Source organism: Virgibacillus sp. NKC19-16, assembly GCF_021560035.1.
Lineage (GTDB): Bacteria > Bacillota > Bacilli > Bacillales > Amphibacillaceae > Virgibacillus_L > Virgibacillus_L salidurans.
On sequence record NZ_CP074373.1, the window covers coordinates 901,149 to 927,651 of the forward strand.

24 protein-coding genes are annotated in these 26,503 nt (G+C 40.8%); 23 read left to right on the forward strand and 1 reads right to left on the reverse strand.

Annotated features, from left to right (window positions below):
• Nucleotides 1-9: 9 nt before the first annotated feature.
• The 23 genes from purD to KFZ58_RS04990 all read left to right on the forward strand — a co-directional run bounded on the left by purD (nt 10) and on the right by KFZ58_RS04990 (nt 25,182).
• On the forward strand, nt 10-1,257 hold the full coding sequence (gene purD, locus KFZ58_RS04880; protein ID WP_235793709.1) for a phosphoribosylamine--glycine ligase: 1,248 nt from the start codon (nt 10-12) through the stop codon (nt 1,255-1,257).
• A 77-nt stretch (nt 1,258-1,334) separates the two neighbouring features.
• On the forward strand, nt 1,335-1,832 hold the full coding sequence (locus KFZ58_RS04885) for a metallophosphoesterase family protein (protein WP_235793710.1): 498 nt from the start codon (nt 1,335-1,337) through the stop codon (nt 1,830-1,832).
• 213 nt (nt 1,833-2,045) lie between these two features.
• Nucleotides 2,046-3,911 (forward strand): adenine deaminase C-terminal domain-containing protein, encoded by a 1,866-nt coding sequence (locus tag KFZ58_RS04890; RefSeq protein WP_370642432.1) that lies wholly within the window; start codon nt 2,046-2,048, stop codon nt 3,909-3,911.
• A complete protein-coding gene (locus KFZ58_RS04895; RefSeq protein ID WP_235793711.1) occupies nt 3,853-4,926 on the forward strand; it encodes a DUF3048 domain-containing protein in 1,074 nt (357 codons plus the stop codon). The genes KFZ58_RS04890 and KFZ58_RS04895 overlap by 59 nt, the downstream gene beginning before the upstream one ends.
• Before the next feature lie 23 nt (nt 4,927-4,949).
• Nucleotides 4,950-5,246 carry a YerC/YecD family TrpR-related protein gene (locus tag KFZ58_RS04900; RefSeq protein WP_235793712.1) on the forward strand — a complete coding sequence of 99 codons (297 nt, stop codon included), beginning with the start codon at nt 4,950-4,952 and terminating at the stop codon, nt 5,244-5,246.
• Nucleotides 5,247-5,575: 329 nt separating this feature from the next.
• Nucleotides 5,576-6,253 carry a heptaprenylglyceryl phosphate synthase gene (gene pcrB, locus KFZ58_RS04905; protein ID WP_235793713.1) on the forward strand — a complete coding sequence of 226 codons (678 nt, stop codon included), beginning with the start codon at nt 5,576-5,578 and terminating at the stop codon, nt 6,251-6,253.
• 20 nt (nt 6,254-6,273) lie between these two features.
• A complete protein-coding gene (gene pcrA / locus KFZ58_RS04910) occupies nt 6,274-8,490 on the forward strand; it encodes a DNA helicase PcrA (RefSeq protein ID WP_235793714.1) in 2,217 nt (738 codons plus the stop codon).
• A gap of 14 nt (nt 8,491-8,504) precedes the next feature.
• Entirely contained in the window at nt 8,505-10,517 is a 2,013-nt protein-coding gene (gene ligA, locus KFZ58_RS04915; RefSeq protein WP_235793715.1) for an NAD-dependent DNA ligase LigA, read from the forward strand.
• On the forward strand, nt 10,514-11,617 hold the full coding sequence (locus tag KFZ58_RS04920; RefSeq protein WP_235793716.1) for a CamS family sex pheromone protein: 1,104 nt from the start codon (nt 10,514-10,516) through the stop codon (nt 11,615-11,617). The genes ligA and KFZ58_RS04920 overlap by 4 nt, the downstream gene beginning before the upstream one ends.
• 275 nt (nt 11,618-11,892) lie before the next feature.
• A complete protein-coding gene (locus tag KFZ58_RS04925; protein ID WP_370642433.1) occupies nt 11,893-13,170 on the forward strand; it encodes a helix-turn-helix domain-containing protein in 1,278 nt (425 codons plus the stop codon).
• A gap of 12 nt (nt 13,171-13,182) precedes the next feature.
• Nucleotides 13,183-13,326, forward strand: coding sequence for a hypothetical protein (locus KFZ58_RS04930; protein WP_235793718.1), 144 nt, complete (start codon nt 13,183-13,185; stop codon nt 13,324-13,326).
• A gap of 209 nt (nt 13,327-13,535) precedes the next feature.
• Complete coding sequence (gene gatC, locus KFZ58_RS04935; protein WP_235793719.1) at nt 13,536-13,826, forward strand: Asp-tRNA(Asn)/Glu-tRNA(Gln) amidotransferase subunit GatC; 291 nt, start codon at nt 13,536-13,538, stop codon at nt 13,824-13,826.
• 12 nt (nt 13,827-13,838) lie between these two features.
• Nucleotides 13,839-15,314 carry an Asp-tRNA(Asn)/Glu-tRNA(Gln) amidotransferase subunit GatA gene (gene gatA, locus KFZ58_RS04940; RefSeq protein WP_235793720.1) on the forward strand — a complete coding sequence of 492 codons (1,476 nt, stop codon included), beginning with the start codon at nt 13,839-13,841 and terminating at the stop codon, nt 15,312-15,314.
• A complete protein-coding gene (gene gatB, locus KFZ58_RS04945) occupies nt 15,314-16,744 on the forward strand; it encodes an Asp-tRNA(Asn)/Glu-tRNA(Gln) amidotransferase subunit GatB (protein ID WP_235793721.1) in 1,431 nt (476 codons plus the stop codon). Before gatA ends, gatB begins: the two co-directional genes overlap by 1 nt.
• Before the next feature lie 202 nt (nt 16,745-16,946).
• Nucleotides 16,947-17,855, forward strand: coding sequence for a diacylglycerol kinase (locus KFZ58_RS04950; protein WP_235793722.1), 909 nt, complete (start codon nt 16,947-16,949; stop codon nt 17,853-17,855).
• 75 nt (nt 17,856-17,930) lie between these two features.
• On the forward strand, nt 17,931-19,313 hold the full coding sequence (rlmD, locus tag KFZ58_RS04955) for a 23S rRNA (uracil(1939)-C(5))-methyltransferase RlmD (RefSeq protein WP_235793723.1): 1,383 nt from the start codon (nt 17,931-17,933) through the stop codon (nt 19,311-19,313).
• 187 nt (nt 19,314-19,500) lie between these two features.
• The gene (locus KFZ58_RS04960; RefSeq protein WP_235793724.1) at nt 19,501-20,475 is read left to right on the forward strand and encodes a tRNA dihydrouridine synthase; all 975 of its coding nucleotides are present in this window, start codon (nt 19,501-19,503) and stop codon (nt 20,473-20,475) included.
• 135 nt (nt 20,476-20,610) lie between these two features.
• Nucleotides 20,611-21,540: a heme o synthase gene (cyoE, locus tag KFZ58_RS04965; RefSeq protein WP_235793725.1), complete on the forward strand. Its 930-nt coding sequence runs from the start codon at nt 20,611-20,613 to the stop codon at nt 21,538-21,540.
• Nucleotides 21,541-21,578: 38 nt separating this feature from the next.
• Nucleotides 21,579-21,902, forward strand: coding sequence for a GNAT family N-acetyltransferase (locus KFZ58_RS04970; RefSeq protein ID WP_370642435.1), 324 nt, complete (start codon nt 21,579-21,581; stop codon nt 21,900-21,902).
• A 72-nt stretch (nt 21,903-21,974) separates the two neighbouring features.
• Nucleotides 21,975-22,205: an excisionase family DNA-binding protein gene (locus KFZ58_RS04975; RefSeq protein ID WP_235793726.1), complete on the forward strand. Its 231-nt coding sequence runs from the start codon at nt 21,975-21,977 to the stop codon at nt 22,203-22,205.
• Nucleotides 22,206-22,266: 61 nt separating this feature from the next.
• Complete coding sequence (locus tag KFZ58_RS04980; RefSeq protein WP_235793727.1) at nt 22,267-23,169, forward strand: RluA family pseudouridine synthase; 903 nt, start codon at nt 22,267-22,269, stop codon at nt 23,167-23,169.
• A gap of 420 nt (nt 23,170-23,589) precedes the next feature.
• Entirely contained in the window at nt 23,590-24,249 is a 660-nt protein-coding gene (locus KFZ58_RS04985; RefSeq protein ID WP_235793728.1) for a reverse transcriptase-like protein, read from the forward strand.
• Between the two features lie 369 nt (nt 24,250-24,618).
• Nucleotides 24,619-25,182, forward strand: coding sequence for a DUF6933 domain-containing protein (locus KFZ58_RS04990; RefSeq protein WP_235793729.1), 564 nt, complete (start codon nt 24,619-24,621; stop codon nt 25,180-25,182).
• A gap of 12 nt (nt 25,183-25,194) precedes the next feature.
• Here the strand turns inward: KFZ58_RS04990 and KFZ58_RS04995 are convergent, their stop codons facing one another.
• Entirely contained in the window at nt 25,195-26,190 is a 996-nt protein-coding gene (locus tag KFZ58_RS04995; protein ID WP_235793730.1) for a DmpA family aminopeptidase, read from the reverse strand.
• Between the last annotated feature and the right edge of the window lie 313 nt (nt 26,191-26,503).

The following is a 26,503-nucleotide window of genomic DNA, read 5'->3' on the forward strand; positions in this document are numbered from 1 at the left end:
GAGTACGCTATGAATATATTAGTCGTCGGCCGGGGAGGACGCGAGCATAGTATTGTCATGAAACTATCGGAAAGTGAACATGTGACCCGTATTTATGTTGCTCCGGGAAACGGTGGCATCGCTGGAGAGGCTACCTGTGTTGCGATTGATGAGATGGATATGGAGGGGTTGGTTAAATTTACCAAAGAGAATGCGATTGACCTGACGATTGTTGGCCCAGAAAATCCATTGAATGCAGGAATAGCGAATCGGTTTTATGAAGCGGGCTTAAAGGTTTTTGCGCCAACAAAGGAAGCAGCATTGTTGGAAGGAAGCAAGAGCTATGCGAAAGAATTTATGAAAAAGTATGACATCCCAACAGCAGCTTCTGCAACATTCAATAGTGTGGAAGAAGCGAAACAATACATTGATTTAAAAGGTGCGCCCATCGTTATTAAGGCAGATGGGCTAGCTGCCGGCAAAGGTGTCGTTGTTGCAGAATCAGTCGAACAGGCGCAAGAGGCTGTTAATGAAATGCTAGTTACAAGGGCATTTGCCGAGGCAGGTGCTACAATTGTTATCGAGGAATTTTTAGCGGGAAAAGAATTTTCGTTGATGGCGTTTGTGCATGAAAATCATGTCTATCCAATGGTGACGGCTAGAGATCATAAGCGTGCCTACGACAATGATGAGGGCCCGAACACCGGTGGCATGGGTGCCTATGCACCAGTGGCGGATGTCTCGAGTGAACATTTGGCTTTTGCTACCGAAGAAATTTTGCAAAAAACGGTTGATGGTTTAATGAAAGAAGGGCGCCCGTTTACAGGGATTTTATATGCGGGACTAATTATGACAACGGAGGGTCCGAAAGTCATTGAATTTAACACACGTTTCGGGGATCCGGAAACACAGATAGTCTTGCCGTTATTGAAAAATGACCTTGCTCACGTATTAGTGGACGTAATGGATGGGAAGGATCCGCAGCTTGAATGGGAGGAAGGTTCCTGTACAGGGGTGGTTGTGGCGTCAGAGGGTTATCCGGCTGATTGCGATAAAGGTGTGCGGATTCCTGAAATGTCCTCAGTCGAAGGCGCTTTTACTGTACATGCTGGGACGAAACTGGAAGGTGGATCACTCGTATCCGATGGTGGGCGCGTGCTGCTCGTTGGCGCCAAGGAAGATTCATTGGAAAAAGCTGCCGAAAATGTATATGAGGCCCTAGCTTCTGTTGATGATATGAAAGGATACTTTTATCGCAGGGACATAGGGAAAAGTTAAAAAGGAGCCTGTCCCCCGGCCGTTAATGTGCTAAAGTAGTGGAGGACAGGCCTTTTTTGTGAGGAGAGAAACTTGCAATGAAAATAGTAATAATAGCAGATACACATATGCCAGACAAGGGAAAGCAGCTCCCGTCAAGACTTAAAAAGGAATTGGAAACGACAAATTTGATTATTCATGCGGGTGATTGGAATTCGATGGAAGTTCATCACATGCTTCGTACATATGCAGAAGTAAAGGGTGTATATGGAAATGTCGACAGTAAGGATATCAAGGAACATTTCCCGGCACAAGAGATATTAGAAGTACATGGACATAAAATTGGCGTTATCCATGGGCATGGTGACAAGAAGACAACCGAAAAACGAGCACTGGAGGTATTTGAGGGAGAAGAGGTGGATATCATCATTTTTGGCCACTCCCATATTCCTTTGCTTCGCTACTTCAAAAAGAAACTATTAGTGAATCCGGGCTCTCCCACGGACAAACGAAAACTCCCTTATTATTCCTTTGCCATTCTAACAGTTGGAGAAGAGATTAGGGCGGAGCATGTTTTTTTTAGGGATAAGAGCTGATATAAGGCTTCGCGGAAGAAAAAAGTACTAGCCTTCGAATTGGATACGTGCTCCGTATATGGTTATTTCAAATCCGAGAAACTGGCTTATGGATAAAATGGACTGGTGCCTCTCTGTCACAAAAAATTCACTTCAACTTAACAAAAATTTACAGTGTTAAAGCGAAAAGTATGTTACGATAGAGAAAAATAATTAGTTGGAGAGTTGAGCTTTATGATAGAAGATGAATATTACTGGAGAAATCGTGAGCTTCGACATCATGTCAACGTCATTGATGGTATCGAGGCGCCTACGCTAATTTTAAAAAACAGTACTTATTTAAACACATATACAAAGCAGTGGCTACAAGCAAACATTTGGATTTATGATGACCGTATCGTCTATGTAGGGGAGAAGCTGCCTGAAAAACAGGACACGGCGGAAATCATAGATTGCCAGGGAAAATACCTTGTCCCGGGGTATATCGAGCCACATGCACACCCGTCACAATTGTACAACCCGGAAGAATTGGCATATCATGCTGCGAAAACGGGGACAACTACACTAATGAATGATAATTTATTATGGCATTTTTTGTTGGATAAAAAGAAAGCGTTTTCTATATTGGAAGAGTTTAATAATTTGCCTGTTTCGATGTATTGGTGGGCACGTTTTGATGCACAAACAGCGCTTAAGGATGAGGAGGCGTTATTTAATACAAGAGAGGTCCTGTCGTGGCTTGCGCATCCATCTGTTGTCCAAGGCGGCGAGTTAACCTCCTGGCCGCGCTTGTTAGATGGCGGTGACAGGTTACTTCATTGGATACAGGAAACAAAAAGGCATGGAAAGCCTGTCGAGGGCCACTTTCCTGGAGCATCGGAAAAGACGTTAACGAAAATGAAGCTGTTTGGTGTGAATGCCGATCATGAATCAATGACAGGGGAAGAAGTGATCAAACGCCTGCAGTTAGGGTACCAGGTTGGCCTTCGCTACTCATCTATTAGACCGGATTTGCCGAAGCTCATCGAAGAAATAGTGGCAGCAAAACTACCAACCTATGAGAACCTGACAATGACGACAGATGGTTCAACACCAGGATTTTATGAGAATGGGCTTTTGAATGTTTGTATTGAAATTGCTATTGATAAAGGGGTTCCAATAGAGGACGCATACCTGATGGCAAGCTATAATGCGGCAAAACATTTCAGGCTGGAGGAACAGCTTGGGAGCATCGCGCCCGGTCGGATTGCCCACATTAATATTTTACGCGAAAAAAGCAATCCGCATCCGGAAAGTGTCTTAGCAAAAGGGAAGTGGATCGTCAAAGCAGATGAAGCGCAGGCTGTCACACCATCAATCGATTGGGAACAATATAACATAAAGCCTCTTACCTCTGATGCGGTTCTAAAAGAGACGGATTTACAATTTTCCGTGCCGATCGGACTCGATATGGTGAATGATGTTATTATAAAACCATATGCAATTGAAATGGATATCACGCCAGAAGAGTTACCTGCTAACAAAGGGGACGCTTTTCTGTTACTGATGGATCGCAACGGAGAATGGCGTGTAAATACGACGATTCGCGGGTTCACTGAAAAGTTAGGAGGCCTAGCAAGCTCCTATTCAACAACAGGGGATTTCGTCTTCATCGGAAAAAGTAAATCTGATATGCTCCTTGCAGGCAACCGCTTAAAGGAAATTGGCGGCGGAATCGTACTTGTTCACAATGGTGAAGTATTAGTTGAACTACCTCTCACCCTTGGGGGCGTCATGTTTAATGGAAAAATGAGTACATTAATTGAAAAAGAAAAGCAGCTTAAAGAAACGCTAGCGGAATTTGGTTATTCTCATAATGATCCAATCTACACGATATACTTTTTGTCATCTACCCATTTGCCGTATATTCGCATAACACAGCAAGGTATCGTAGATGTGAAGAAAAAGAAGTACTCTTCCCGTCTACGATGCGTTAGAATATATAATAGAATTTTGCATAGGTATCTAATAGAGGAAACTTATGCAAAGGTGTTGGGAATAAATGAGAAAAATAGTTTATGTTTTGCTAGTGTTTATGCTTCTTGCTGCTTGTTCCAATGAAGAGGGTAGTTCACAGGATAATGAGGCAAAAGGAAAAGATGTAAAGGAAAAAATGGAATCGACGAATGTGCCGGATTCAGCAGATGAAGGGTCGGATGAATCTGAAAATGTTTTTCCGTTAACTGGGATTGAAACAGATAAAAAAGTCAATGACCGAATTGTTAGTGTCATGGTAAATAATCATGACTCAGCAAGGCCGCAATCCGGATTATCCAAGGCAGACATCGTCTTTGAAATTTTGGCAGAAGGGAACATTACACGTCTTCTAGCATTCTATCAAAGTGAAATGCCGAAAGTAGTCGGGCCTGTCCGGAGTGCGCGAGAATATTACTTTGAACTTGCGAACAGTTATAATGCGCTATATGTTTATCACGGGGCAGCGAACGTTGTAAATGATATGATAGAAGATAGAGGTATTGAACATTTAGATGGTTCTATCTATGATAATAATGGTACTCTATTTAAGCGGGAGTCTTTTCGAGAAGCACCGCACAATTCCTATTTACAATTTGCAGGTGTTTATGACTACGCAAGCCAAAAAGGGTATGAGACAACGGCTTCCTATGATCCATTACCCTTTTTAGGAGAAGGTGAAGTCCGGGAGTTGCCGGGAGACGCGGCAAATCATGTGGAAATTGTTTATTCAAATAACCCAATGCAAATTGTAGAATTTAGCTATGACGAGAATAGTGAAACATATACAAGATATAACGACCGGGAGCAAACCGTTGATTTAAATTCGAGTGATCCTATCGAGGTGGATAATGTCTTCATTATAGAAACCGAACATGAAGTAATTGATGATACAGGTCGCCGTGCGATTGATCTTGAATCCGGCGGGAATGGCTATTTAATTCAAAAAGGTCAAATCCAGGAAGTTCAATGGGACAATCAGGATGGAAGGATCATACCGGTTAAAGACGAGGTACCTGTTGGATTTGTTCCAGGTAAAACATGGGTCAACGTCGTTCCAACAAGCCCTGGAATAGGACAAGCCGTAAGCATATCAAACTAGTTTGGAAGCAGGAGGAGAAAAACGTGCAAATTGATAAATTACGAGGAGAACAATTAGATCAATTGTTTGACGCAATACTGTCATTAAAAGACCGAGAAGAATGCTATCAATTTTTCGATGATATTGCTACAATGTCAGAAGTTCATTCGATATCTCAGCGCCTGCAAGTGGCAAAAATGCTGACAGAGGGATACACGTATACGGTGATTGAAAATGAAACAAATGCATCAACAGCAACCATCTCACGCGTGCGCAGAGCACTTAATTATGGAAGTGATGGTTATCAAATCGTACTGGATCGGATACTGGAAGATAAATGACATAGCCCCATCAAAGCTATTGTTGTGTTATGATCATCTAATGTATTATTATACACTATGAATTAGCCGCTGCCTGGTTGGGTGGCGGTTTTTCGGTGACTAGTGGTGACGGTTCTGTGAATAGAATTGGTTGGCGAGAAAATTAACCGGAAAGCTGGGGGATCGACCGTTGGGACAAGAAAATCAACCACACAGTGTAAATATCAACCCCACAGCAACAACCCCCCATTCTGAAAAAAGATTCCACATATCCCTAAATTCCGAGCGTGATTTTTGGTATAATAAATAAAGGATTATCATATTGGAGGATTAGGCCTTTGCATACTACGATGAACGAATGGAAGCATATATTCAAGCTGGATCCGGCTAAGGAAATTTCGAATGAGCATCTTGAGATGGTTTGTGAGTCAGGGACGGATGCTGTCATTGTTGGTGGGACGGATAATGTAACATTGGATGGAGTGATGAATTTACTCATGCGCATTCGCCGTTATAGCATCACATGCATTTTGGAAATTTCTACAATGGAGGCAATCGCCCCGGGGTTTGATTATTATTTTATTCCTATGGTGATGAATTCCAAGGCGAAAAAATGGATGATGGACATGCAGCATCAGGCGATAAAACAATATAGGGAACTGATGAATTGGAATGAAATATTTTTCGAAGGGTATTGTATTTTAAATCAAGACGCAAAAGCCTTTACGCATACGAACAGCTTTATGCCGGATGACGGGGACGTGACGGCATATGCTTATATGGCGGAGCATGTATTTCATTTGCCGATTTTTTATATGGAATATAGTGGGAAATACGGGAACCCTAAGCTTGTTGAACAAGTGAAAAGTGAGCTTGAGTCTACATTGCTTTTTTATGGTGGAGGGATCGAAAACGTCTCCCAAGCGCGTGAAATAAAAGAGCATGCGGACGTGATTATCGTAGGGAATGGCATTTATACAGACATAGAAGAAGCGATTAAAACAGTGAAAGCAGTTAAAGAATATTGATTCAGGGAGCGGGTGTAAACATGAGTCAGACGATGGATGGCTTACTAAAAGGATTGAATAAAGAGCAACGAGAAGCTGTTAAACATACGGACGGCCCCCTGCTTATTATGGCGGGAGCGGGAAGTGGAAAAACACGGGTGCTTACACATCGCATCGCCTACTTACTTGGCGAAAAGGATGTCTCAGCAAGAAATGTACTGGCGATTACTTTTACAAATAAGGCTGCACGTGAGATGAAGGATCGTGTACGAAGATTAGTTGGTCCGGAGAGTGAACAGATGTGGGTTTCCACATTCCATTCGATGTGTGTACGCATATTAAGACGAGATGTTGATCGCATCGGCTACAGTCGCAATTTTACGATTCTGGATAGCGGTGATCAGCTATCGGTTATCAAACAAGTTTTAAAAAATCTGAATATCGATGCGAAGAAATTTGACCCTCGGGCAATGTTAGGACAAATTAGCGGGGCGAAAAACGAGCTGATTACACCGGAAGAATACAACAAAAATGTCGGGAATTTTTTCGAGAGACAGGTTGCGCAAATTTATGAAGCGTACCAGAAAATGCTGCAGAAAAACCAATCCCTTGATTTTGACGATTTGATCATGCAGACGATTCATTTGTTTAAACGGGTTCCGGAAGTGCTCGAATACTACCAGCGCCGTTTTCAGTATATTCATGTTGATGAGTATCAAGATACAAACCACGCACAGTATTTCCTTGTGAAGCAATTGGCAAGCCGTTTTCAAAATCTTTGCGTCGTCGGGGATTCGGATCAGTCGATCTATGGCTGGCGTGGCGCGGATATAGCAAACATCCTTTCATTTGAAAAAGACTACCCATCATCACGGGCAATTTTCCTGGAACAAAATTACCGTTCGACAAAATCAATTCTTTCTGCGGCAAATGAAGTGATTCGAAATAACCCTGGACGCAAACCGAAAAATCTGTGGACAGAAAATCCAGACGGGAAAAACATTCATTATTATCAGGGCGCTACCGAGCAGGAAGAAGCGTTGTTTATTACAGATAAAATTCAGGAGCTTACCGGACAAGAGGGTTATTCGCCGAATGATTTGGCAATTTTATACCGGACGAACGCGCAATCCCGTGCGATCGAGGATACATTAATGAAGTCGGGTGTTGCCTATCAAATGGTTGGCGGCACAAAGTTCTATGAGCGAAAAGAAATCAAGGATATGGTCGCCTACCTGCGTTTAATTACAAACCCGGATGATGACATAAGCTTTGAACGTGTCGTGAACGTACCTAAACGCGGAATTGGTAAAACGTCTATTGAAAAGGTTCGCGCGCATGCGGCTGCCCATGATATTTCCTTCAATGAAGCTGTAAAAGAAATTGATTTTACTGGGGTATCCAAGAAAGCTGCCAATGCATTAGCTGAATTCGGAAGCCTCGTTCAGACCTTGTCTCAGCAGCAGGAATTTTTAACAGCTACAGATATGGTTGAGGCTGTGCTCGAGCGGACAGGCTATGAAGAAATGCTGAAGAATGAAAAAAGCCTTGAGGCGCAAAGCCGCCTCGAAAACTTGGAAGAGTTCAAGACGGTTACACAGGATTTTGAAAAAACAGCAGAAGATAAAACCCTTGTTGCTTTCCTGACAGATCTTGCACTGATTGCAGATCTTGACCGTGTTGATGCGGGTGATAATCAAGATGAACCAAAAATCACCTTGATGACATTGCACGCTGCAAAAGGGTTGGAATTCCCAATTGTCTTTTTGATCGGCTTAGAGGAAAAAGTATTCCCACACAGCCGCTCCATGTTTGATGAAAAAGAGATGGAAGAGGAGCGCAGGCTGGCTTATGTAGGCATTACCCGTGCTGAACAAGAACTATACTTAACCCATGCAAGAATGCGCACACTATATGGGAGAACGAATATGAATCCAATTAGCAGGTTCATTAATGAAATCCCCGAAGAATTAGTTGATGGCATGGAAGAGGAACAAGTTACGTTTGGCGGTGGATTTGGACAACCAAAAAATCTGACCCCACCTGTGAAACGAAAAGCAGAAAAAATACAAAAAACAACGGGAGCAGAAAGTCAAACCTGGGGGCCGGGTGACAAAGCAAGCCATAATAAATGGGGTGTAGGTACTGTCGTGAAAGTAGATGGTGAAGGTGAAGGAATCGAACTTGATATCGCATTTCCGGCGCCAGTAGGCATCAAGCGAGTACTGGCCAAATTTGCCCCAATTACGAAACAATAGGAGGTGCTTGGTACGTGGACAAACAACAAGCACAGGAAAAGATAGCACATTTAAGTGAGTTACTTACACGTTATAATCACGAATACCATGTTCTTGATAAACCAAGCGTACCAGACTCGGAATATGACCAGAAATTACAAGAACTCCTCAAGCTGGAGGAGGAATTTCCTGAACTTGTTACACCAGACTCTCCTACACAACGAGTTGGCGGTGAACCACTAGAAGGGTTTCAGAAAGTACGGCATAATGTGGCGATGATGAGTCTTGGTAATGCATTTAATGAAACAGACCTACATGCTTTTGCAAGGCGCGGGCGCGAGGGTACGGATAAACCAATATCCTTTGTCTGTGAGCTGAAAATTGACGGATTGGCAGTATCACTGACGTATGAAAATGGGAAATTTGTTCGTGGAGCAACCCGGGGTGATGGAACGATAGGTGAAGATATCACCAGTAACCTGAGAACCATCCGCAGTATCCCTTTGGCGATAAGTGAACAGGGTACAATTGAAGTTCGCGGGGAAGCATTTATGCCACATAAATCTTTCCTTACTTTGAATGAAGAAAAAGAAGCAAATGGAGAAGAACCTTTTGCGAATCCAAGAAATGCTGCGGCAGGCTCATTAAGACAGCTTGATCCGAAAATCGCAGCAAAGCGTAACTTGGATATATTTTTATATGGGGTTGGCGAATGGGAAAACAGTGCATTAACGTCGCATAGTGAGCGCCTCGAACGAATGCAGGAATTAGGATTGAAAACAAATCCGGAATGGAAAAAATGCGCTACGATTGAAGAAGTTATTGATTATATTAACTATTGGGCAGAGGAGCGACCTCATTTAAACTATGAAATTGACGGGATTGTTGTCAAAATAGATGATCTTGATCAACAGGAGGAACTTGGTTTTACCGCGAAAAATCCGCGTTGGGCGATTGCGTATAAGTTTCCTGCAGAAGAAGTTATAACAAATCTTACAGCTATTGAGCTGAATGTTGGGAGAACTGGTGTGATTACACCGACTGCCATCTTAGATCCGGTGAAGGTGGCAGGTACAACGGTAGGGCGCGCTTCGTTGCATAATGAGGATTTAATCCGCGCAAAGGATATTCGTATAGGTGATACGGTCGTCATTAAAAAAGCAGGCGATATTATCCCTGAAGTGGTTCGTGTCGTGGAAGAGAAGCGACCCAAGGATACAAAAGAATATCATATGCCAGAAGTTTGTCCAGCGTGCGGAAGTGAATTGGTCCGGCTCGAGGAAGAAGTTGCTCTAAGATGTATCAATCCAAATTGCCCAGCACAACTAAAAGAAGGGCTCATCCACTTTGTATCCCGAAACGCGATGAATATTGACGGGTTAGGCGAAAAAGTAATTATACAGCTTTTCCAGGAAGAATTAATTCATACCATGGCTGATTTATATAGGTTAAATCGGGATGAGTTGCTTCAACTGGAGCGTATGGGTGAAAAGTCAGTCACAAACTTACTTGAAGCTATTGAAGCATCCAAAGAAAACTCGTTGGAAAGGCTCTTATTCGGCTTGGGGATTCGATTTATCGGGTCAAAAGCTGCAAAAACGATCGCTGCTAGCTTTGAGACGATGGAGAATCTGCAAAACGCGTCCTATGAAGAGCTTATTGCAGTAGATGAAATTGGCGATAAAATGGCTGATTCGATCGTACAATATTTTTCTGAACAGGAAGTAATCGATCTGTTGGATGCTTTACGAGAGCTGGACCTTAATATGGAATATACGGGGCCGAAGCAAGCCAAACAAGATGGCGTTTTTGCAGATAAAACGGTTGTGATAACGGGGAGAATGGAAAGCTTCACAAGAGGTGTGGCAAAAGAACTGGTTGAATCGATGGGCGGCTCTGTAACAGGAAGTGTGAGTAAGAATACAGATATACTTATTGCAGGTGAAGATGCGGGATCCAAGTATGATAAAGCGGAAAAACTTGGGGTCACGATTTGGGATGAGGAACAGCTGCAACAAGCAATTATTGTTAGGAGCGAGTTGCCATGAAGAAAATGAGTATTTTGCTTGTGAGCGCACTTCTGTTCATCACAAGCTGTGCACCAAATATAAATAATGATGAGGAAATTTCACAAGAGGACGAATCAGAACAAGAAACCTCAATTATTCCAAGCAATCAATTGACTGATGAGACGTACCGGATGATCCTCCCATATGAGACTAGTGAAGCCAGAGGAGTTATTACGAATCAGATTGCAAATCGTGTAGATATTGATGAGATGGAAGAAGGGCTGATGCGTCATTCGAAGCAAGTATATGACCCGGAAGATCATTATTTTCAAGAGGGTCAATATATAACGGAGGATATGGCACTGCAATGGATAGATGGGTTAAATCCAGACGTGGAAGATGATGCAGACGAAGATACGCATCGGGAAAACCCGCGTTATCTATCACATATTCTAGAGCAGAATTACTTAGTACAGGGAGAAGAAGACTCCGTTCATTTAGCAGGTATTTCGATTGGGCTTGCATTAAAATCTGTTTATCAATTCGAGGCAGAGGGAGCCGAGCACACCCAAGATATCCCGATGGATGAAATGATGGCGCAGGGAGAGGAAATGGCTCAATCGATACTGGAAGAAATGCGCCAAATAGAAGGACTGGAAGATATCCCGATTATGTTTGCTATATACCAGGAAGAAGATCAGGGCTCACCGGTGCCTGGCAACTTTGTCGCAAAAACGAATGTATCTGGCGGAGACACGTCAATAGGTGGTTGGGATTCCATCGATGAAGAAACAGTTCTTTTTCCATCTGGAGAAGGACAGGAAAACTATTTTGATGACCACGAAATTATAACAAGTTTTGGAAATGAAATTGCAGAATTCTTCCCGAACTATACAGGCATCATCGGTGAAGGTTTCTACATTAATGAAGAATTACAGCAGCTGACGATAGAGATTCCGCTTGAATTTAACGCCAAAGCAGAGGTTATCGGATTTACGCAATATACGTATGGTCTGGTTCAGGATATGTTTGCTGATTACTTTGATTTAGAAATTAACATTACATCGAGTAATCAAATGGAAAGCCTTATTTACCGGGAGGCTGGAGCTGAATCGCCAACAGTTCATATTTATGATTAGAAGTATTGGTAGTCTGGTCTACCTATATCATTATAGTCAATGGGAAAACACCAGAACTTTTTTAAGTAAATAGTCTTGTATTTAAAATCAGTCCTTTTTTAGCAATTTTGCTTTAAAAATGGGCTGATTTTCCTCATTTAGGAAAATCGGAAAGTTTTTAGGGGTGTTTTTTGCTCAAAATCGTATATATTTCCTGTAATTTTCCCAATATGAATTATCTGAAAGTGTGTTATAATATAAATACACAAGGAAATTAAATCCATTTTGATGTTAGGGTGGGTATATTGGTAGAAATCGGATCCTTTATCAAATTACAACGACAAAAGAAGGAAATGACACAGGGAGAATTAGCTAAAGGCGTAGTTTCTTTGTCCTACTTATCCAAGATAGAAAACAAGAAAACTGAAGCAAGCCCTGAGGTTATCCAAATGCTATGCACCCGTCTGGGCATCCAATTAGATAATGAATTGGAGACAACGATCCAGGAAAAATGCAAAGAATGGTACAGTATGCTCTTCGAAGTAAATGATAAAGAAGAAATTATAGAAAAACACCATGAAGTACAAGCATTAATGGATACCAACCTTACAAATAGCTTATTAATGTTCGAGATTCATAAGGTAAGATATTATCTCGTCTTGGGAAAATTTGAAGAAGCCCTGGATAAGATTAATGAGCTAAATGATGTATCCAGTTCGTTTGATAACTTGCATCAGTTTTATTGGTATAAGTTTCGGGGGAATTATAACTCATTAAATGGAGAATTCTACCAGGCGATCCGTTTGTATAAACTAGCAGAAGAAAAGCTAAACCAAATTGAATTAGAGGATAAAGAAATTGGGGATTTACAATATACGATTGCAGTTACACATAGTAAGCTTAGAAACACATTGGAAGTTATTGATTATGCGGGTAAGGCAATGGATCTTTTTCAAAGAGAATATAACTTTATTCGCTGCGCTCAGTGCCATATCTTGTTAGGAATATCATATAGAAGAATTAAAATGTATGATAAGGCGATTAAAAATTATAATCTAGCTAAGCATTTAGGTGAATTAAATAAGGATAATCAAGTTATTCAATTAACCAACCTCAACCTAGGATATCTTTATGCTGCAAAAGGAGATACAGAGGATGCGATAAGCTATTTTGTTGAGGTTGCAGGAGATGAAAGAGTTGCTCATAGTGAAAGATTAGGTGCTATAACAGCTCTAATAAAAGAATATTATACTATTCTTAACTATGATAAGTCAGAAGAAATGATAAATAAGGCTTCGGAGTTATTAGAAATAGCTAAGAAAGATGTCTACACTGGTTTATTTGAGTATATTATTCAAACATACACATATGCTATAAATAAGGAACATGAAAAATTCAGAATGCTAGTTACAGATACTTTTATACCTTATTTAAAAGAAAACAAAGACTATGCTAACTTGGTGATATATTCCAAAATGTTAGCTGAACACCTTGAGGATTTAGGTAAGTATAAAGAATCTGTTAAATACTATAAACTCGCAAACTCAACATATGAGGAGTTAATTAATCTTTAAGGGGGGGAGAAAATGAAAAAAATGATTACATCTTTAGCTCTAGGATCTCTTCTTTTGGTTGGTATAGCATTTGCGCAAGACACTCAATCAACTGATTTATCAATGGAGATGGAGCCTAGCATTTTATCAGTCGAACGACCTAGCACCCTTTTATAAACCTGAGGGGAGCTAGTCAGTAATTTTTTTACCCTATTACTATATGATGGAGTTGCCTGAAATAGTGTGGAAGCTATTTCAGGCCTTTTTTTGTTCAAAAACCAGGTCCTATCCTTGATACTTTGCCAATTAGTTGCGAAGGCATGTCTAATTCTGCTATTATCTATAGTATTGTGAGAGTTATTTCAACCTTTTTGGAGGTGTAAGATATGACAGATATTTCAAAGGATCAGGTGAAGCACGTCGCGCATTTGGCACGGCTTGCGGTTAGTGAGGAAGAAGCGGATAAACTGACGGAGGAATTAGGTTCGATTATTCGTTTTGCCGATCAGTTAAGCGAACTCGATACTAGTGATATTGAACCAACCGTGTATGATCAAGAACATTTGAATGTACTGCGTAAGGACGAGCCGAAAGAGTGGACGAAGAAAGAGGAAGCATTGAAAAACGCTCCCGACAAACAGGCTGGTCATTTTAAAGTGCCATCGATATTGGAGTAGGGAGGACAAATTATGTCACTATTTGACTACAGTATAAAGGAATTAGAAGAAAAGCTACATACGAAAGAGATCTCGGTAGAAGACCTTGTTGATACTTCTTATAATCGTATTAAAGAAGTGGATGATAAGGTGAAGGCATTTTTGACACTGGATGAAGAGAGAGCTCGCGAGGAAGCGAAGGAACTTGATAATACTGCAAATGATAGCCGATTAAATCAATTGTTCGGGATGCCAAGCGGTATTAAGGATAATATCATCACAATGGGCCTACGGACAACGTGTGCGAGTCAATTTTTAAGAAATTTTGATGATCCGCTGTATGATGCAACCGTGATGAATAAACTGAATGCGGAAAAAGCGATTACGATTGGAAAGCTCAATATGGATGAATTTGCCATGGGGTCTTCCAACGAAAATTCAGGGTTTACTGCAACAAGAAATCCATGGAATACAGATTATGTACCAGGTGGGTCAAGTGGTGGCTCGGCAGCCTCCGTAGCAGCTGGAGAAGTGGTATTCAGCCTAGGATCGGATACCGGTGGATCGATTCGTCAGCCTGCATCGTTTTGCGGTGTGGTTGGCATGAAGCCGACATACGGCCGTGTCTCGCGTTTTGGCTTGGTTGCATTTGCGTCATCCCTTGATCAAATCGGACCAATCACGCGTACAGTAGAGGATAACGCAAGGGTGCTTGAAGTGATTTCAGGTCATGATGCTAATGATTCGACAAGTGCTGATGTGGAAGTACCTGCATTTACCGACGCTCTAACCAATGATGTAAAAGGATTGAAAATTGCCGTACCAAAAGAATACCTTGGTGAAGGTGTCTCAGAAGAAGTAAAAGAATCCGTCAAACGTGCACTGGATGTGTACGAATCATTGGGGGCTACATGGGAAGAAGTTTCATTGCCGCATACCAAGTACGCTATTTCCTCCTATTATATTATTGCATCATCGGAAGCGTCAGCTAACCTTGCCCGTTTTGACGGTGTACGTTACGGTACGCGCTCGGCAAACGCCACCAACATGATGGATATGTTCAAACTATCCCGCAGCGAAGGCTTTGGAGAAGAAGTCAAACGCCGTATTATGCTCGGAACGTTTGCACTTAGCTCAGGATATTATGATGCCTATTATAAAAAGGCACAAAAAGTTCGTACATTATTTAAAAATGATTTCGATGCAGTATTTGAGGATTATGATGTCGTAATCGGGCCGACAACACCAACACCTGCATTTAAAGTTGGTGAAAAAACAGATGATCCATTAACCATGTATACCAATGATATTTTAACGATTCCAGTGAACTTAGCAGGATTACCGGGGATATCGCTGCCTTGTGGATTTTCTGAAGACGGACTTCCATTCGGCCTGCAAATTATTGGAAAACATTTTGATGAGCGTACCGTCTATCAAGCGGCACATGCGTATGAACAGGCAACAGATCACCATAAAAAACGACCTCAATTAGGAGGTGCCAATGCATAATGAATTTTGAAACGGTTATTGGACTCGAGGTACATGTGGAATTAAAAACAAAATCAAAAATATTCAGTTCCAGCCCAAATAATTTCGGTGCAGAGCCAAATACAAATGTAAATCCAATTGATTTAGGTTACCCAGGTACACTGCCTGTGGTAAACGAAGAAGCAGTCAATTTTGCGATGAAAGCTGCGATGGCTTTAAACTGCGAAATCGCGGAACATACGAAATTTGATCGAAAAAACTATTATTACCCAGACAATCCAAAGGCATATCAGATTTCCCAGTTTGACAAACCAATCGGGGAAAATGGTTGGATAGAAATTGAAGTTAACGGGCAGAAAAAACGTCTTGGGATTACGCGACTGCACCTCGAAGAAGATGCAGGAAAACTGACCCACGGGGAAGACGGCTACTCTCTCATTGATTTTAATCGACAAGGAACGCCATTGATTGAAATTGTATCAGAGCCGGATATGGGCACGCCAGAAGAAGCGTATGCATATTTGGAGAAATTGAAAAATATTATACAGTACACTGGTGTGTCCGATGTGAAAATGGAAGAAGGCTCCCTAAGATGTGATGCCAATATTTCACTAAGGCCAATTGGTCAGGAAGCGTTCGGAGAAAAAGTCGAACTCAAAAACTTGAATTCCTTTGCCTTTGTACAAAAAGGGCTTGAATTTGAAGAAAAACGTCAGGAAAAAGAATTATTATCCGGCGGAGAGATCCTGCAGGAAACACGGCGTTATGATGAGAAAACGAAAGAAACGATTCTGATGCGCGTGAAAGAAGGATCTGATGACTATCGTTATTTCCCGGAACCGGATCTCCTGCCATTATTCATTGATGAGGCATGGAAAGAACGAATCCGAAGCCAGATTCCGGAGTTACCGGATGCAAGGAAAAAACGCTATATAGGAGAATTGGGTCTATCGGAATATGATGCAGCTGTTTTAACGAATTCCAAACAGATGGCTGACTTTTTCGAAGAAGCAGTACAAAACGGTGCGGCTATTAAACAGGCATCTAACTGGTTAATGGGTGAGGTTTCCGCCTATATGAACAAGCATCAAAAAGAGCTTGATGACTTGCAGGTAACACCTAAAAGCTTAGCCAAAATGATTCAACTGATCGAGGATGGCACATTATCTTCTAAGATGGCGAAGAAGGTATTCTCTGAATTAGTTGAAAATGGCGGCGATCCAGAGACAATCGTAAAAGAAAAAGGACTCGTCCAAATTTCCGATGAAGGTCAGTTAAAAGAAATCATTTCAGGTGTGCTGGATGAAAATGAACAATCTGTTACTGATTATAAAGACGGTAAAGGCAAAGCGTTAGCCTTCCTTGTCGGACAAGTTATGAAAGCAACCAAAGGGCAGGCAAATCCGCCGCTGGTTAATAAGCTGCTTGCAGAAGAAATAGATAAAAGATAATTTAGTGATGGATGCCATATCTGAGGCGTCTAGTTCTGTGATCTTTTGCTCACCCCCTTTTCAAAATGCGCAAAAAGGGCTATGATAGTTTTTGGCAGTTAAGAAAGTAAACTTTCTTACTGCTCACTGGTTTTCTAAGGTGTAATGAATTATAATACAAATCGCGGCCCTGCATGATGAAAGTAATGGGGGAGGGAACGTAATGAGAAAAGCTCGAATTATTTATAATCCGACATCTGGTCGAGAAGTTTTCAAAAAAGAATTACCTGCTGTGTTGGAGCGACTTGAAATTGCCGGTTATGAAACATCTGCTCATGCAACAACCTGTGAAGGGGATGCGACAGATGCAGCGAGGGCGGCTGTGGACAGAGGGTATGATTTGGTCGTTGCTGCAGGAGGGGATGGTACGATTAATGAAGTCATCAATGGAATAGCAGAGCAAGAGGGAAGACCCAAACTTGGCATTATTCCAGGTGGAACGACGAATGACTTTGCCCGGGCATTAAATATTCCGCGTGATATCCATAAAGCACTTGATATTATTTTAGCGGATCAATCGATGTTTCTGGATATTGGGAAAGTGAATGGTCATTACTTCATGAACATTGCCGGTGGCGGAAAGTTAACGGAGCTTACTTATGACGTCCCAAGTAAGTTAAAAACAATGCTTGGCCATCTTGCTTATTATGTCAAAGGGATTGAGATGCTCCCTTCCTTAAAACCAATACGTACAAAGATAGAATATGATGGAAATGTAATTGATGAAGACATCATGCTGTTTCTAGTAGCTAACACCAATTCAGTCGGTGGCTTTGAGAAACTTGCACCAGATGCCAGGCTTAATGATGGCTATTTTGATTTACTCATTTTACGTAAAACGAATTTGGCAGAGTTTATCCGAATTGTGACACTAGCACTGCGTGGTCTCCATTTGGAACATGAAAACATCATATATGTACAGGCTAAAGATATAAAGGTAACTACAGATGAAAAAATGCAATTAAATATAGACGGTGAATACGGCGGATTGCTGCCAGGCGAATTTTTCAATTTGCAGCAGCATATTGAACTGCTGGTACCGTATGAACTTATAGAGAAGGAAGGCTACTAATCGAAGTAGTCTTTTTTCTTTTTGAGTCGTGTGTGATAAGATAAGAATCACTTGTTAACGTAAAGGAAGATATAAATGGCGAAACAAACAGCTCCAGTGAAAAAGAATGAAACAATCACACTTAGCTTTGAGGATCTTACACATGAGGGAAATGGTGTAGGGAAAATAGATGGTTATCCATTATTTGTACCGAATGCCCTACCCCAAGAAGAAGCAAAGGTTAAAGTTGTGAAAGTAAATAAAAACTTTGGATTCGGTAAATTGCTCGAACTTACAAAATCAAGCCCACAACGAGTTGAGCCAACTTGTCATGTTCATTGTGGAGGATGCCAATTGCAGCATATGAGCTACGAACTTCAGCTGCAAATGAAACAAGATCAAGTTCATAATGTCATGAAAAAGATTGCTCATTTAGAACATGTCCCGGTCCATCCTATAATAGGAATGGAAAATCCATCTCATTATCGTAATAAGGTTCAAATTCCTGCAGGTGAAAAAAATGGGGAGCTTATCGTTGGCTTTTATCAAAAGAGAAGCCATCGCATCCTACAAAATCAGGATACATGCTATATGCAAGATGAGGCGATTAATGAAATACTACCATTTACACGCCAATTAATGAATAAATATGGCATTCAGGCTTATGATGAAAAATCCCATCGTGGACTCCTGCGCCATATTATGGTGCGTACAGGTCATCACACGAAGGATATTATGATCGTTTTTGTGACAAAAACATCGAAATTCAAAGAGAAGGATAAAATCATGAAGGAATTAACCGAACAATTTCCTCGAGTGAAATCGATTGTTCAAAATGTGAACGATCAACGAACCAATGTCGTGCTAGGTAACAAAACGAAGGTGCTTTGGGGAGATAATTACATTTACGATAAAATAGGTGATCTCACCTTTGCTATTTCTCCTAAGTCCTTCTTCCAGGTGAATCCAGAGCAAACGAAAGTATTGTATGATAAAGCATTAGACTATGCCAATATTGATAAGGACGATGTTGTCGTCGATGCGTACTGTGGTATTGGGAGTATTTCGTTATTCTTAGCGCAAAAGGCGAAAAAAGTATATGGCATTGAAGTCGTTCCGGAAGCAATTGAAGATGCGAACATGAATGCAGAATTAAATGGAATGGGAAATGTGAATTTTGCTGTTGGACAAGCAGAGAAAGTTATGCCGAAGTGGAAAGAACAAGGTTTAGATCCTGATGTTATTGTCGTCGATCCACCACGAAAAGGCTGCGACATTGATTTTCTAGAGGCAATGATGGCAATGAAGCCAAAGCGAATTGTTTATGTATCCTGTAATCCGTCGACATTAGCACGGGACCTTCGAATTTTAGAAGACGGTGGGTATGAAACGAAACAAGTTCAGCCAGTTGATATGTTTCCTAATACGAATCACGTGGAGTGTGTGGCGGAGATAGTAGTTAGGAAATTGTCTAATTAAATTTGTTTGTGAAAGTAAACATTTGCAGCAAACCCTGATTTTCGTAAAAATATTACTTTTACGGATTCGGGGTCTTATTCGTTTGATAAAATCTGCTTAAGCATGATATAAGTATAAGGGAAGCAGGGAGATTTCTGCTTTTTAATTTTGTTATAAGGGTTTTAACCTATAATGAGGGGATTTGAATATGAAAGATAACTTTTGGCGTGATTTACCACGGCCGTTTTTTATACTGGCGCCAATGGAAGATGTGACGAACGTTGTTTTTCGCCATGTCGTAAGCGCGGCAGCCAGACCTGATGTGTTTTTTACAGAGTTTACAAACTCAGAGAGTTATTGTCATCCAGAGGGGATCTATAGTGTGCGTGGACGTTTGACATTTACAGAGGATGAACAGCCAATGGTAGCTCATATATGGGGAGACAATCCTGAACATTTTCGGCAAATGAGTATTGGTATGGCGAAAGAAGGATTTAGGGGTCTGGATATCAATATGGGATGTCCTGCACCTAATGTGTCACGTAATGGGAAGGGATGTGGCCTTATCCGACGTCCAGAAGTTGCAGCAGAGCTCATACAAGCAGCAAAAGCAGGGGGACTGCCTGTAAGTGTGAAGACACGGCTTGGTTACACGAATGTAGACGAATGGCGAGAATGGCTGAGGCACGTATTGAATACTGACATTGTTAATCTTTCCATTCATCTGCGTACAAAAAAGGAAATGAGCAAAGTCGATGCGCATTGGGAACTAATACCGGAGATTAAGAAACTTCGTGACGAGGTGGCACCAAATACACTTTTGACGATCAATGGAGATATCCCTGACCGCCAAACTGGTTTGGAGCTCGTTAACCAATACGGCGTTGATGGGGTTATGATTGGACGTGGTATTTTTAAAAATCCATTTGCCTTTGAAAAGCTGCCGAAAGAGCATAGTAGTAAGGAATTGCTTGATCTCTTAAGGTTGCAGCTGGATCTCCATGATAAATATTCAGAATTAGAACCTCGTCCGTTCAGACCTCTTCGTCGTTTTTTTAAGATATATGTCCGTGGGTATCGAGGAGCGAGTGAATTAAGAAATCAATTGATGAGCACAGAATCAACAGATGAAGTGCGTGCATTGATTGATGACTTTGATGTTGATGGGGCTGAGAAACTGTAGAAGTGTTCCAATTTAAAGTAAAGATATATTAACAGAAAGATCAAAGTCGAACAGTGTGTTAGACACTGTTCGACTTTTGCATTTCGTGATATACTATACTTTTAGAGTAACCTTATGTTTTTAAGGGGGTCAGAAATGAACAATGAGGAATCAGCTTCCGCGCAGAAGTTGGACAGGTCAGTTGCATCAAACAATAACATAATTCGTGATATCAAATCACTTTTAAAAATGAAGGTGTTAATCGCAAATGTTTTCCCTGTTTTTACAGGTTTCTGGTTAGCAGTTTATTTTACCGGTGGTTCTTTTACAGAGCAGTTGTCCACGTTTCTGCTAACGTTAATTGGTAGTACATTAATCATAGCAGGCGCACTTCTTTTTAATAATTGGTATGAAGTTGACCTTGATAAAGAAATGAAACGCACGCAAACACGTCCTACTGTAACTGGGAACATTTCACTTCAAACGGTATTTAGAATGGCAGCAGTGTCCACAGTGCTTGGATTCATCTTAATGCTGTTTACTACGCTCGAAGCAACGTTATATGCTATGCTTGGATGGTTTGTCTATGTCGTTTTATATACCATGTGGTCGAAACGAAAATATACACTCAATACGGTAATCGGCAGCCTGTCAGGTGCATTTACACCTTTAATCGGATGGGCAGCGATACAACCTGCTTTTCATATCGTACCAATCGTTTTGTTTCTCATTTTATTTATTTGGCAAATACCGCACACATTTGCCATTGCAATCAAGAGACATGACGAATACAAAGCTGCAGGCGTTCCGATGTTACCGGTTGTACATGGTTTTGCGTTTACAAAACGGCAGATTGTTGTCTATGTCGCGTGTTTACTCCCATTACCGATTTTTTTAACAACATTTGGTACAACCTTTATCGTACTGGCCACATTACTTAATGTTGGATTTTTATATTTGGCTATACGCGGGTTTTTCACAAAAGACAATCTTAAATGGGCTCAAACTATTTTTATATATTCACTAAGTTATTTATTCGTTTTATTTTTAATGATGATTATCAGTACGTTACCTGTTTTTGGCTAGTAATTGCCTAAGAAAAACAATTCAATGGAGGTATTTTGATGGCTACTATCAATAAAGGCGAAAATAAATTTTATGTAGGAGACGATATAAAAGATCCATTGGCTGAAATTACGTTTATAGAAAATGGTGATAATAGACTTGTTATCGATCACACCTATGTATCGGACGAGCTTCGTGGACAAGGTATTGCTGGAGAATTAGTAGAAAAAGTAGTAATGCGCGCGCGGGAAAAAGGGAAAAAATTATGCCATTATGTCCGTATGCCAAAAGCAAACTGGAAAAAACGTCAGAATATCATGACGTACTGGAGAATCAGTAAAATAGGTATGGAAATCAGGACCTCTCTTGTTGAGGGGTTCTGATTTTTTGTGAAGGGGATATGGTATAATAGGGAATAATAATTACACTAAAATCGCAACGAAAGGATAACCCCCATGTACCTTACAATCCCAGAAACCGCTGAATTTCTGTCTATAGAAGAGCCTCAAATTAGAGCGCTCGTTTTGCAAGGGCGTATTCGTGCTGCTTATGATGGAAAACAGTACATGATTAACAAGCACCAATTCGATACACATTTCAAGCAGGTAGAAACGTATCGAAAAATGATTCAGGATTATTTAAATGAGCCGCTACCTGAAGATATTGATGTGAAGGATGAGGATTAGATTTTTCGACATCGGTTAAAGTAAAGACATAAATTATTTTTAGCATTAAAGGAGATCATACATGTCTAATAAACAACAAAACAGAAAACAAGGAGATTCGTTTATTTACACTGTTAAAGAACAAACAGAGCTGCTGCCGTTTTTACTTGAGGCAATGTCCAATCGTAGTCGAAACTCAGTAAAATCTATTCTCACCCGCGGCCAGGTTACTGTTGATGACCATATCGAAACAAAACACAATTATTCACTCTATCCAGGCCAAACCGTTACCATTTTAAAAAACAAGGCGGCAATAAAAGAAAGTGCATTAATTGGGATGTCAATTTTACACGAAGATGAGGACATCATTGTCATTAATAAAGAGGCTGGCTTACTTTCCATCGCTACCGAAAAGGAGAAGAAGCAAACCGCTCATCATCAATTGATGGAGTATGTCCGTCGCGAAGATCCACAAAACAGAGTTTTCGTTGTGCATCGGCTCGATAAGGACACGTCAGGCGTTATGATGTTTGCGAAAAATGAACAAACGAAGCGTTTGATGCAAGATGCATGGAGAGAAAATGTAAACGAACGAACTTACGCGGCGTTAGTAGAAGGGGAAATGGCGAAGGAGAAAGGATATGTTTCCTCATGGATAAAGGAAAGTAAAACCCGTTTGATGTATTCCAGTCCAAAGAAAAATGACGGACAGCATGCGATTACACATTATAAAGTTATCCAATCCAACAAAGAACTTTCCTTACTGGAAGTTCAGCTCGAAACAGGCCGGAAAAATCAAATCCGCGTACATATGCAGGATCTGGGTAATCCGGTTGTTGGTGATAAAAAGTATGGCTCCAAGCAAAATGTTATAAGACGGCTTGGTCTTCATGCGAAGGTTTTGGCTTTTAAGCATCCAACTTCAGGTGAATTATTGCGATTTGAAGCGGATGTTCCGAAGTCGTTTTTGATGAAGTCCAGGTGAGGATGTTATTGTGTTAAAAATATGATAAAGGGGTATAGTTATCAAAAGGAACAGCTGTAGTGAAGAGGCAGGCACTAAAGTAATTTCTTATTAAAAGAACCTGTATTGAAAATTTGATGTAGGGTCTTTTTATGCGGTACGTGGTGACAGTTTAGATTACCGTTATGGCACCCATTTCAGAATATCGGTCACCAAGAAGCAGTTTAGATTACCGCTATGGCACCAATTTCAGGATATTGGTCACCAAGAAGCGGTTTATGTTACCGTTATGGCTACATTTTCAAGCTATTGGTCATCAAAGAGCAACTATTACTACCGTTTATCTATTTTGCTGCGGTTCAACCTGTATATTATTCAACAAACGGTAATACTATAATCAAAAAGAACTCCTTCTCATAAATTCAGAACGGAGGCATCAGCATGCAAGTCAGAATCGAAATAACCTACCAAACACCAAAAGGAGCAGAAACAGCCTTTACTTCAGACCAAATGTATGCCCCAAAGGCTTTATTATTTGCTGAAGATCTGGAAAAAACAGGCCGCATGAAAAATATACAGTTCATCGATACGAGGGAAACCACGTGGAATTTTAAGCAATTAAAGAAGCAGCTGGAGGAAATCAAAACAGAACCACATAATGTTACAGTTTTCTTTGATGGTGGCTTTGATCTGGAAACGAGAAAATCAGGGCTTGGCTGTGCGATCTATTATGAACAGAACAAAAAATCATTTCGACTGCGAAAAAATGCCTTGGTGGAGGAACTCGATACGAATAACGAGGCAGAATACGCTGCCCTGCATCTTGCTATAAAAGAGTTAGAGCTTCTTGGCGTCCATCATTTGCCCGTTACGGTAGTTGGTGATTCTCAAGTCGTTATTAATCAGTTAAAAGAAGATTGGCCCTGTTATGAGAAGGAGTTAGCCAAATGGGCGGATCGGATTGAAAATAAAATTGCTCAATTAGGAATAGAAGCTGCATATGAACTTGTTTCCCGGAAAAAGAATCGTGAAGCAGATCATCTCGCATCTCAAGCTTTAAAAGAAATTGAAATAATAAGCACGAAAGAAATCGACTACTAAGAATGCCCCTACTCATAGGGGTTATTTTTATGTCTGGGAGATATACTGCGAGCGTCATCGCACCTCCCCAAGTAAAAAACTGGAATAGTTTCTCTTTTTGCATCCCAGTTTCAATGAATAACATGTTATCATCATCTTTCACAGCTAACTCCGTTTTACCATCGCTTGGGGTTCTTATGTAGGCTTAATAATTACTTTCTCATTATTCACCCTATCAATATTTTTGGAGAATCCGACTTGGATACCGTAATTGGAAATGGTGATAACGAGATTAAATTGACTACGAATAATGGGAATATTACGATGCAGAAATAAGCTTATGACCACTGTAATTGTGTTGTTTTGCGCATTGGGGATCCCTTTGCTAGAATGAAACTGTCTACGAATACGTTGAAAAGACAAAATATAAATGAGGTGACAGGTATGCTACTACTTCAAGTAACCAAAAAGCTCGCTGAACAATTAAATATAAAAACATCCAAAGATCAGTTAGTGGACAATGATCTGCTATATTCCTGGCATGCGCATATGTTCCTCTATAAAAGAAGGAAATATGTGTTGGTCATGAATAATAAATCCCGATATAACTTTATTCTGGGCGGTTTGGTTAAGAAAGATTTTATGAAATTTGATGAACTGATGAAAAACGGGATCAGGAAGAATTTGCTGGCAGATGGTTTTGACACGAAAGTAGTGGATAAATATATGGAACAATGTGATTCGGTGAATTATGCACCTACCAGCATGCGTAATATCATTTCCCAGATAAATGATACGATTTTAATTACAAAGCATATGTGGGAAGCGGATGAAATACAGCCACCTGATTTGGATAAAACCAACCGGAGAAATAATAAAGTTCCATTTCTCCAATTGCCTGAGAGTCATTCGCTGGACGCGATGAAAAATGGAATGAAAAACGTGGAGGATTGACGGAGCAAAATGTCAATCCTTCTGTAATGGAGCTTTCTCCACAACCCGTCCATTTCTGCCTTCTGTCGTTTCGGCATGTTTAAGTGAGCTGATAATTGCTTCTTCCGTTGTTTCGGTAACCGCCTGAAACAATTGGTTCATTATTGTGTGGTCATCACGAATAAAGTTCAGAGACTCTACAGCGGTATTTCTGTTATGGGAATACCTGTTAGCAGTAGAAAATGCTATAGCAATGTCGCCACTGCCGTTATCCATATGGCTTCCCGTGCGTGCGAGTCCAGTTGTACAACGCTTCGCTAGCCGCTTTAATTGGCGGTCGTAAAGGGGTGCATCTGTTGCAATGATCATCATAATGGAGCCATCAGGTGTGTTCATTTCGAGTTTGTTCCAATCCGCAAATAGTGCCTGCTCCCTTTTGCCAAAATTACTCAAAACGAGGCAGCCAACTGTGTAGTTTTCCCCTGCAGCAGTTACTTCACGTGAAGCTGTTCCGATTCCGCCTTTATAGCCAAAGCAGACCATCCCTTTGCCGGCTCCAATAGCACCTTCTAAGGCAGGCTTGTTTGTTGCGCTTTTAATAGCTTGAACGGCATGTTTGGGCTTGATTGCCTGATGCCGAATGGAATTTAGATAGCTGTCATTACACTCGCCTACAACGAGATTGATTGTACTTGTTGAATCACCAATTTCCTTATTTTCGTCAATCATGTACTGCAGGGTACCTTGCCATACTGCTCCAACACTAAATGTGTTTGTTAACATGATTGGCGATTCCAATAGACCCAGTTCTTCCATTTGGACGAGACCTGTCGTTTTTCCATAACCGTTGAGCACTGCACTGGCTGCACGAGTTTTCTGATTGAAAAGATTGCCTTTATGTGGAAGGATAGCGGTGACGCCTGTGCAGATTGTAGTTACTTCATCGATTTTTTCATATAATGTGACGTGTCCTACTTTCACATCCTGGACATCTGTAATGCAATTGGATTTTCCTTTTGGGAGAGGCATAGGTTGAGCTCCTTTTCTAGCTTGTCTGTGTTTGGTAAATGTTATTATACCAAAATGCCGTGAAGTATTTACACTTTTTGCAGGAATAAACCGGGAAACGCTGATAAAAAGTCGTGAACAGCCGATAAAATGCCATCAACCGCTGATAAAAGTCCCCGAAAAGCTGATAAAGTATGAGGTTCCGCTGAAAAAACAGTCCGAAACGCTGATAAATGCCGAACTACCATCTCGCACCAACTGTCGATTAACCCAGCAAATAAACATTCACTCAAACGCTATTTTTGCATTTTCCCAGAAGTCAGTGCTATACTAT

What these genes read in the sequence shown, in the direction of transcription:
- purD (WP_235793709.1), top strand. Translation starts at nt 10, where the DNA reads ATGAATATATTAGTCGTCGGCCGGGGAGGACGCGAGCATAGTATTGTC.
- KFZ58_RS04885 (WP_235793710.1), top strand. Translation starts at nt 1,335, where the DNA reads ATGAAAATAGTAATAATAGCAGATACACATATGCCAGACAAGGGAAAG.
- KFZ58_RS04890 (WP_370642432.1), top strand. Translation starts at nt 2,046, where the DNA reads ATGATAGAAGATGAATATTACTGGAGAAATCGTGAGCTTCGACATCAT.
- KFZ58_RS04895 (WP_235793711.1), top strand. Translation starts at nt 3,853, where the DNA reads ATGAGAAAAATAGTTTATGTTTTGCTAGTGTTTATGCTTCTTGCTGCT.
- pcrB (WP_235793713.1), top strand. Translation starts at nt 5,576, where the DNA reads ATGAACGAATGGAAGCATATATTCAAGCTGGATCCGGCTAAGGAAATT.
- pcrA (WP_235793714.1), top strand. Translation starts at nt 6,274, where the DNA reads ATGAGTCAGACGATGGATGGCTTACTAAAAGGATTGAATAAAGAGCAA.
- KFZ58_RS04920 (WP_235793716.1), top strand. Translation starts at nt 10,514, where the DNA reads ATGAAGAAAATGAGTATTTTGCTTGTGAGCGCACTTCTGTTCATCACA.
- KFZ58_RS04930 (WP_235793718.1), top strand. Translation starts at nt 13,183, where the DNA reads ATGAAAAAAATGATTACATCTTTAGCTCTAGGATCTCTTCTTTTGGTT.
- gatC (WP_235793719.1), top strand. Translation starts at nt 13,536, where the DNA reads ATGACAGATATTTCAAAGGATCAGGTGAAGCACGTCGCGCATTTGGCA.
- gatA (WP_235793720.1), top strand. Translation starts at nt 13,839, where the DNA reads ATGTCACTATTTGACTACAGTATAAAGGAATTAGAAGAAAAGCTACAT.
- gatB (WP_235793721.1), top strand. Translation starts at nt 15,314, where the DNA reads ATGAATTTTGAAACGGTTATTGGACTCGAGGTACATGTGGAATTAAAA.
- KFZ58_RS04950 (WP_235793722.1), top strand. Translation starts at nt 16,947, where the DNA reads ATGAGAAAAGCTCGAATTATTTATAATCCGACATCTGGTCGAGAAGTT.
- rlmD (WP_235793723.1), top strand. Translation starts at nt 17,931, where the DNA reads ATGGCGAAACAAACAGCTCCAGTGAAAAAGAATGAAACAATCACACTT.
- KFZ58_RS04960 (WP_235793724.1), top strand. Translation starts at nt 19,501, where the DNA reads ATGAAAGATAACTTTTGGCGTGATTTACCACGGCCGTTTTTTATACTG.
- cyoE (WP_235793725.1), top strand. Translation starts at nt 20,611, where the DNA reads ATGAACAATGAGGAATCAGCTTCCGCGCAGAAGTTGGACAGGTCAGTT.
- KFZ58_RS04970 (WP_370642435.1), top strand. Translation starts at nt 21,579, where the DNA reads ATGGCTACTATCAATAAAGGCGAAAATAAATTTTATGTAGGAGACGAT.
- KFZ58_RS04975 (WP_235793726.1), top strand. Translation starts at nt 21,975, where the DNA reads ATGTACCTTACAATCCCAGAAACCGCTGAATTTCTGTCTATAGAAGAG.
- KFZ58_RS04980 (WP_235793727.1), top strand. Translation starts at nt 22,267, where the DNA reads ATGTCTAATAAACAACAAAACAGAAAACAAGGAGATTCGTTTATTTAC.
- KFZ58_RS04985 (WP_235793728.1), top strand. Translation starts at nt 23,590, where the DNA reads ATGCAAGTCAGAATCGAAATAACCTACCAAACACCAAAAGGAGCAGAA.
- KFZ58_RS04990 (WP_235793729.1), top strand. Translation starts at nt 24,619, where the DNA reads ATGAAACTGTCTACGAATACGTTGAAAAGACAAAATATAAATGAGGTG.
- KFZ58_RS04995 (WP_235793730.1), bottom strand. Translation starts at nt 26,190, where the DNA reads ATGCCTCTCCCAAAAGGAAAATCCAATTGCATTACAGATGTCCAGGAT.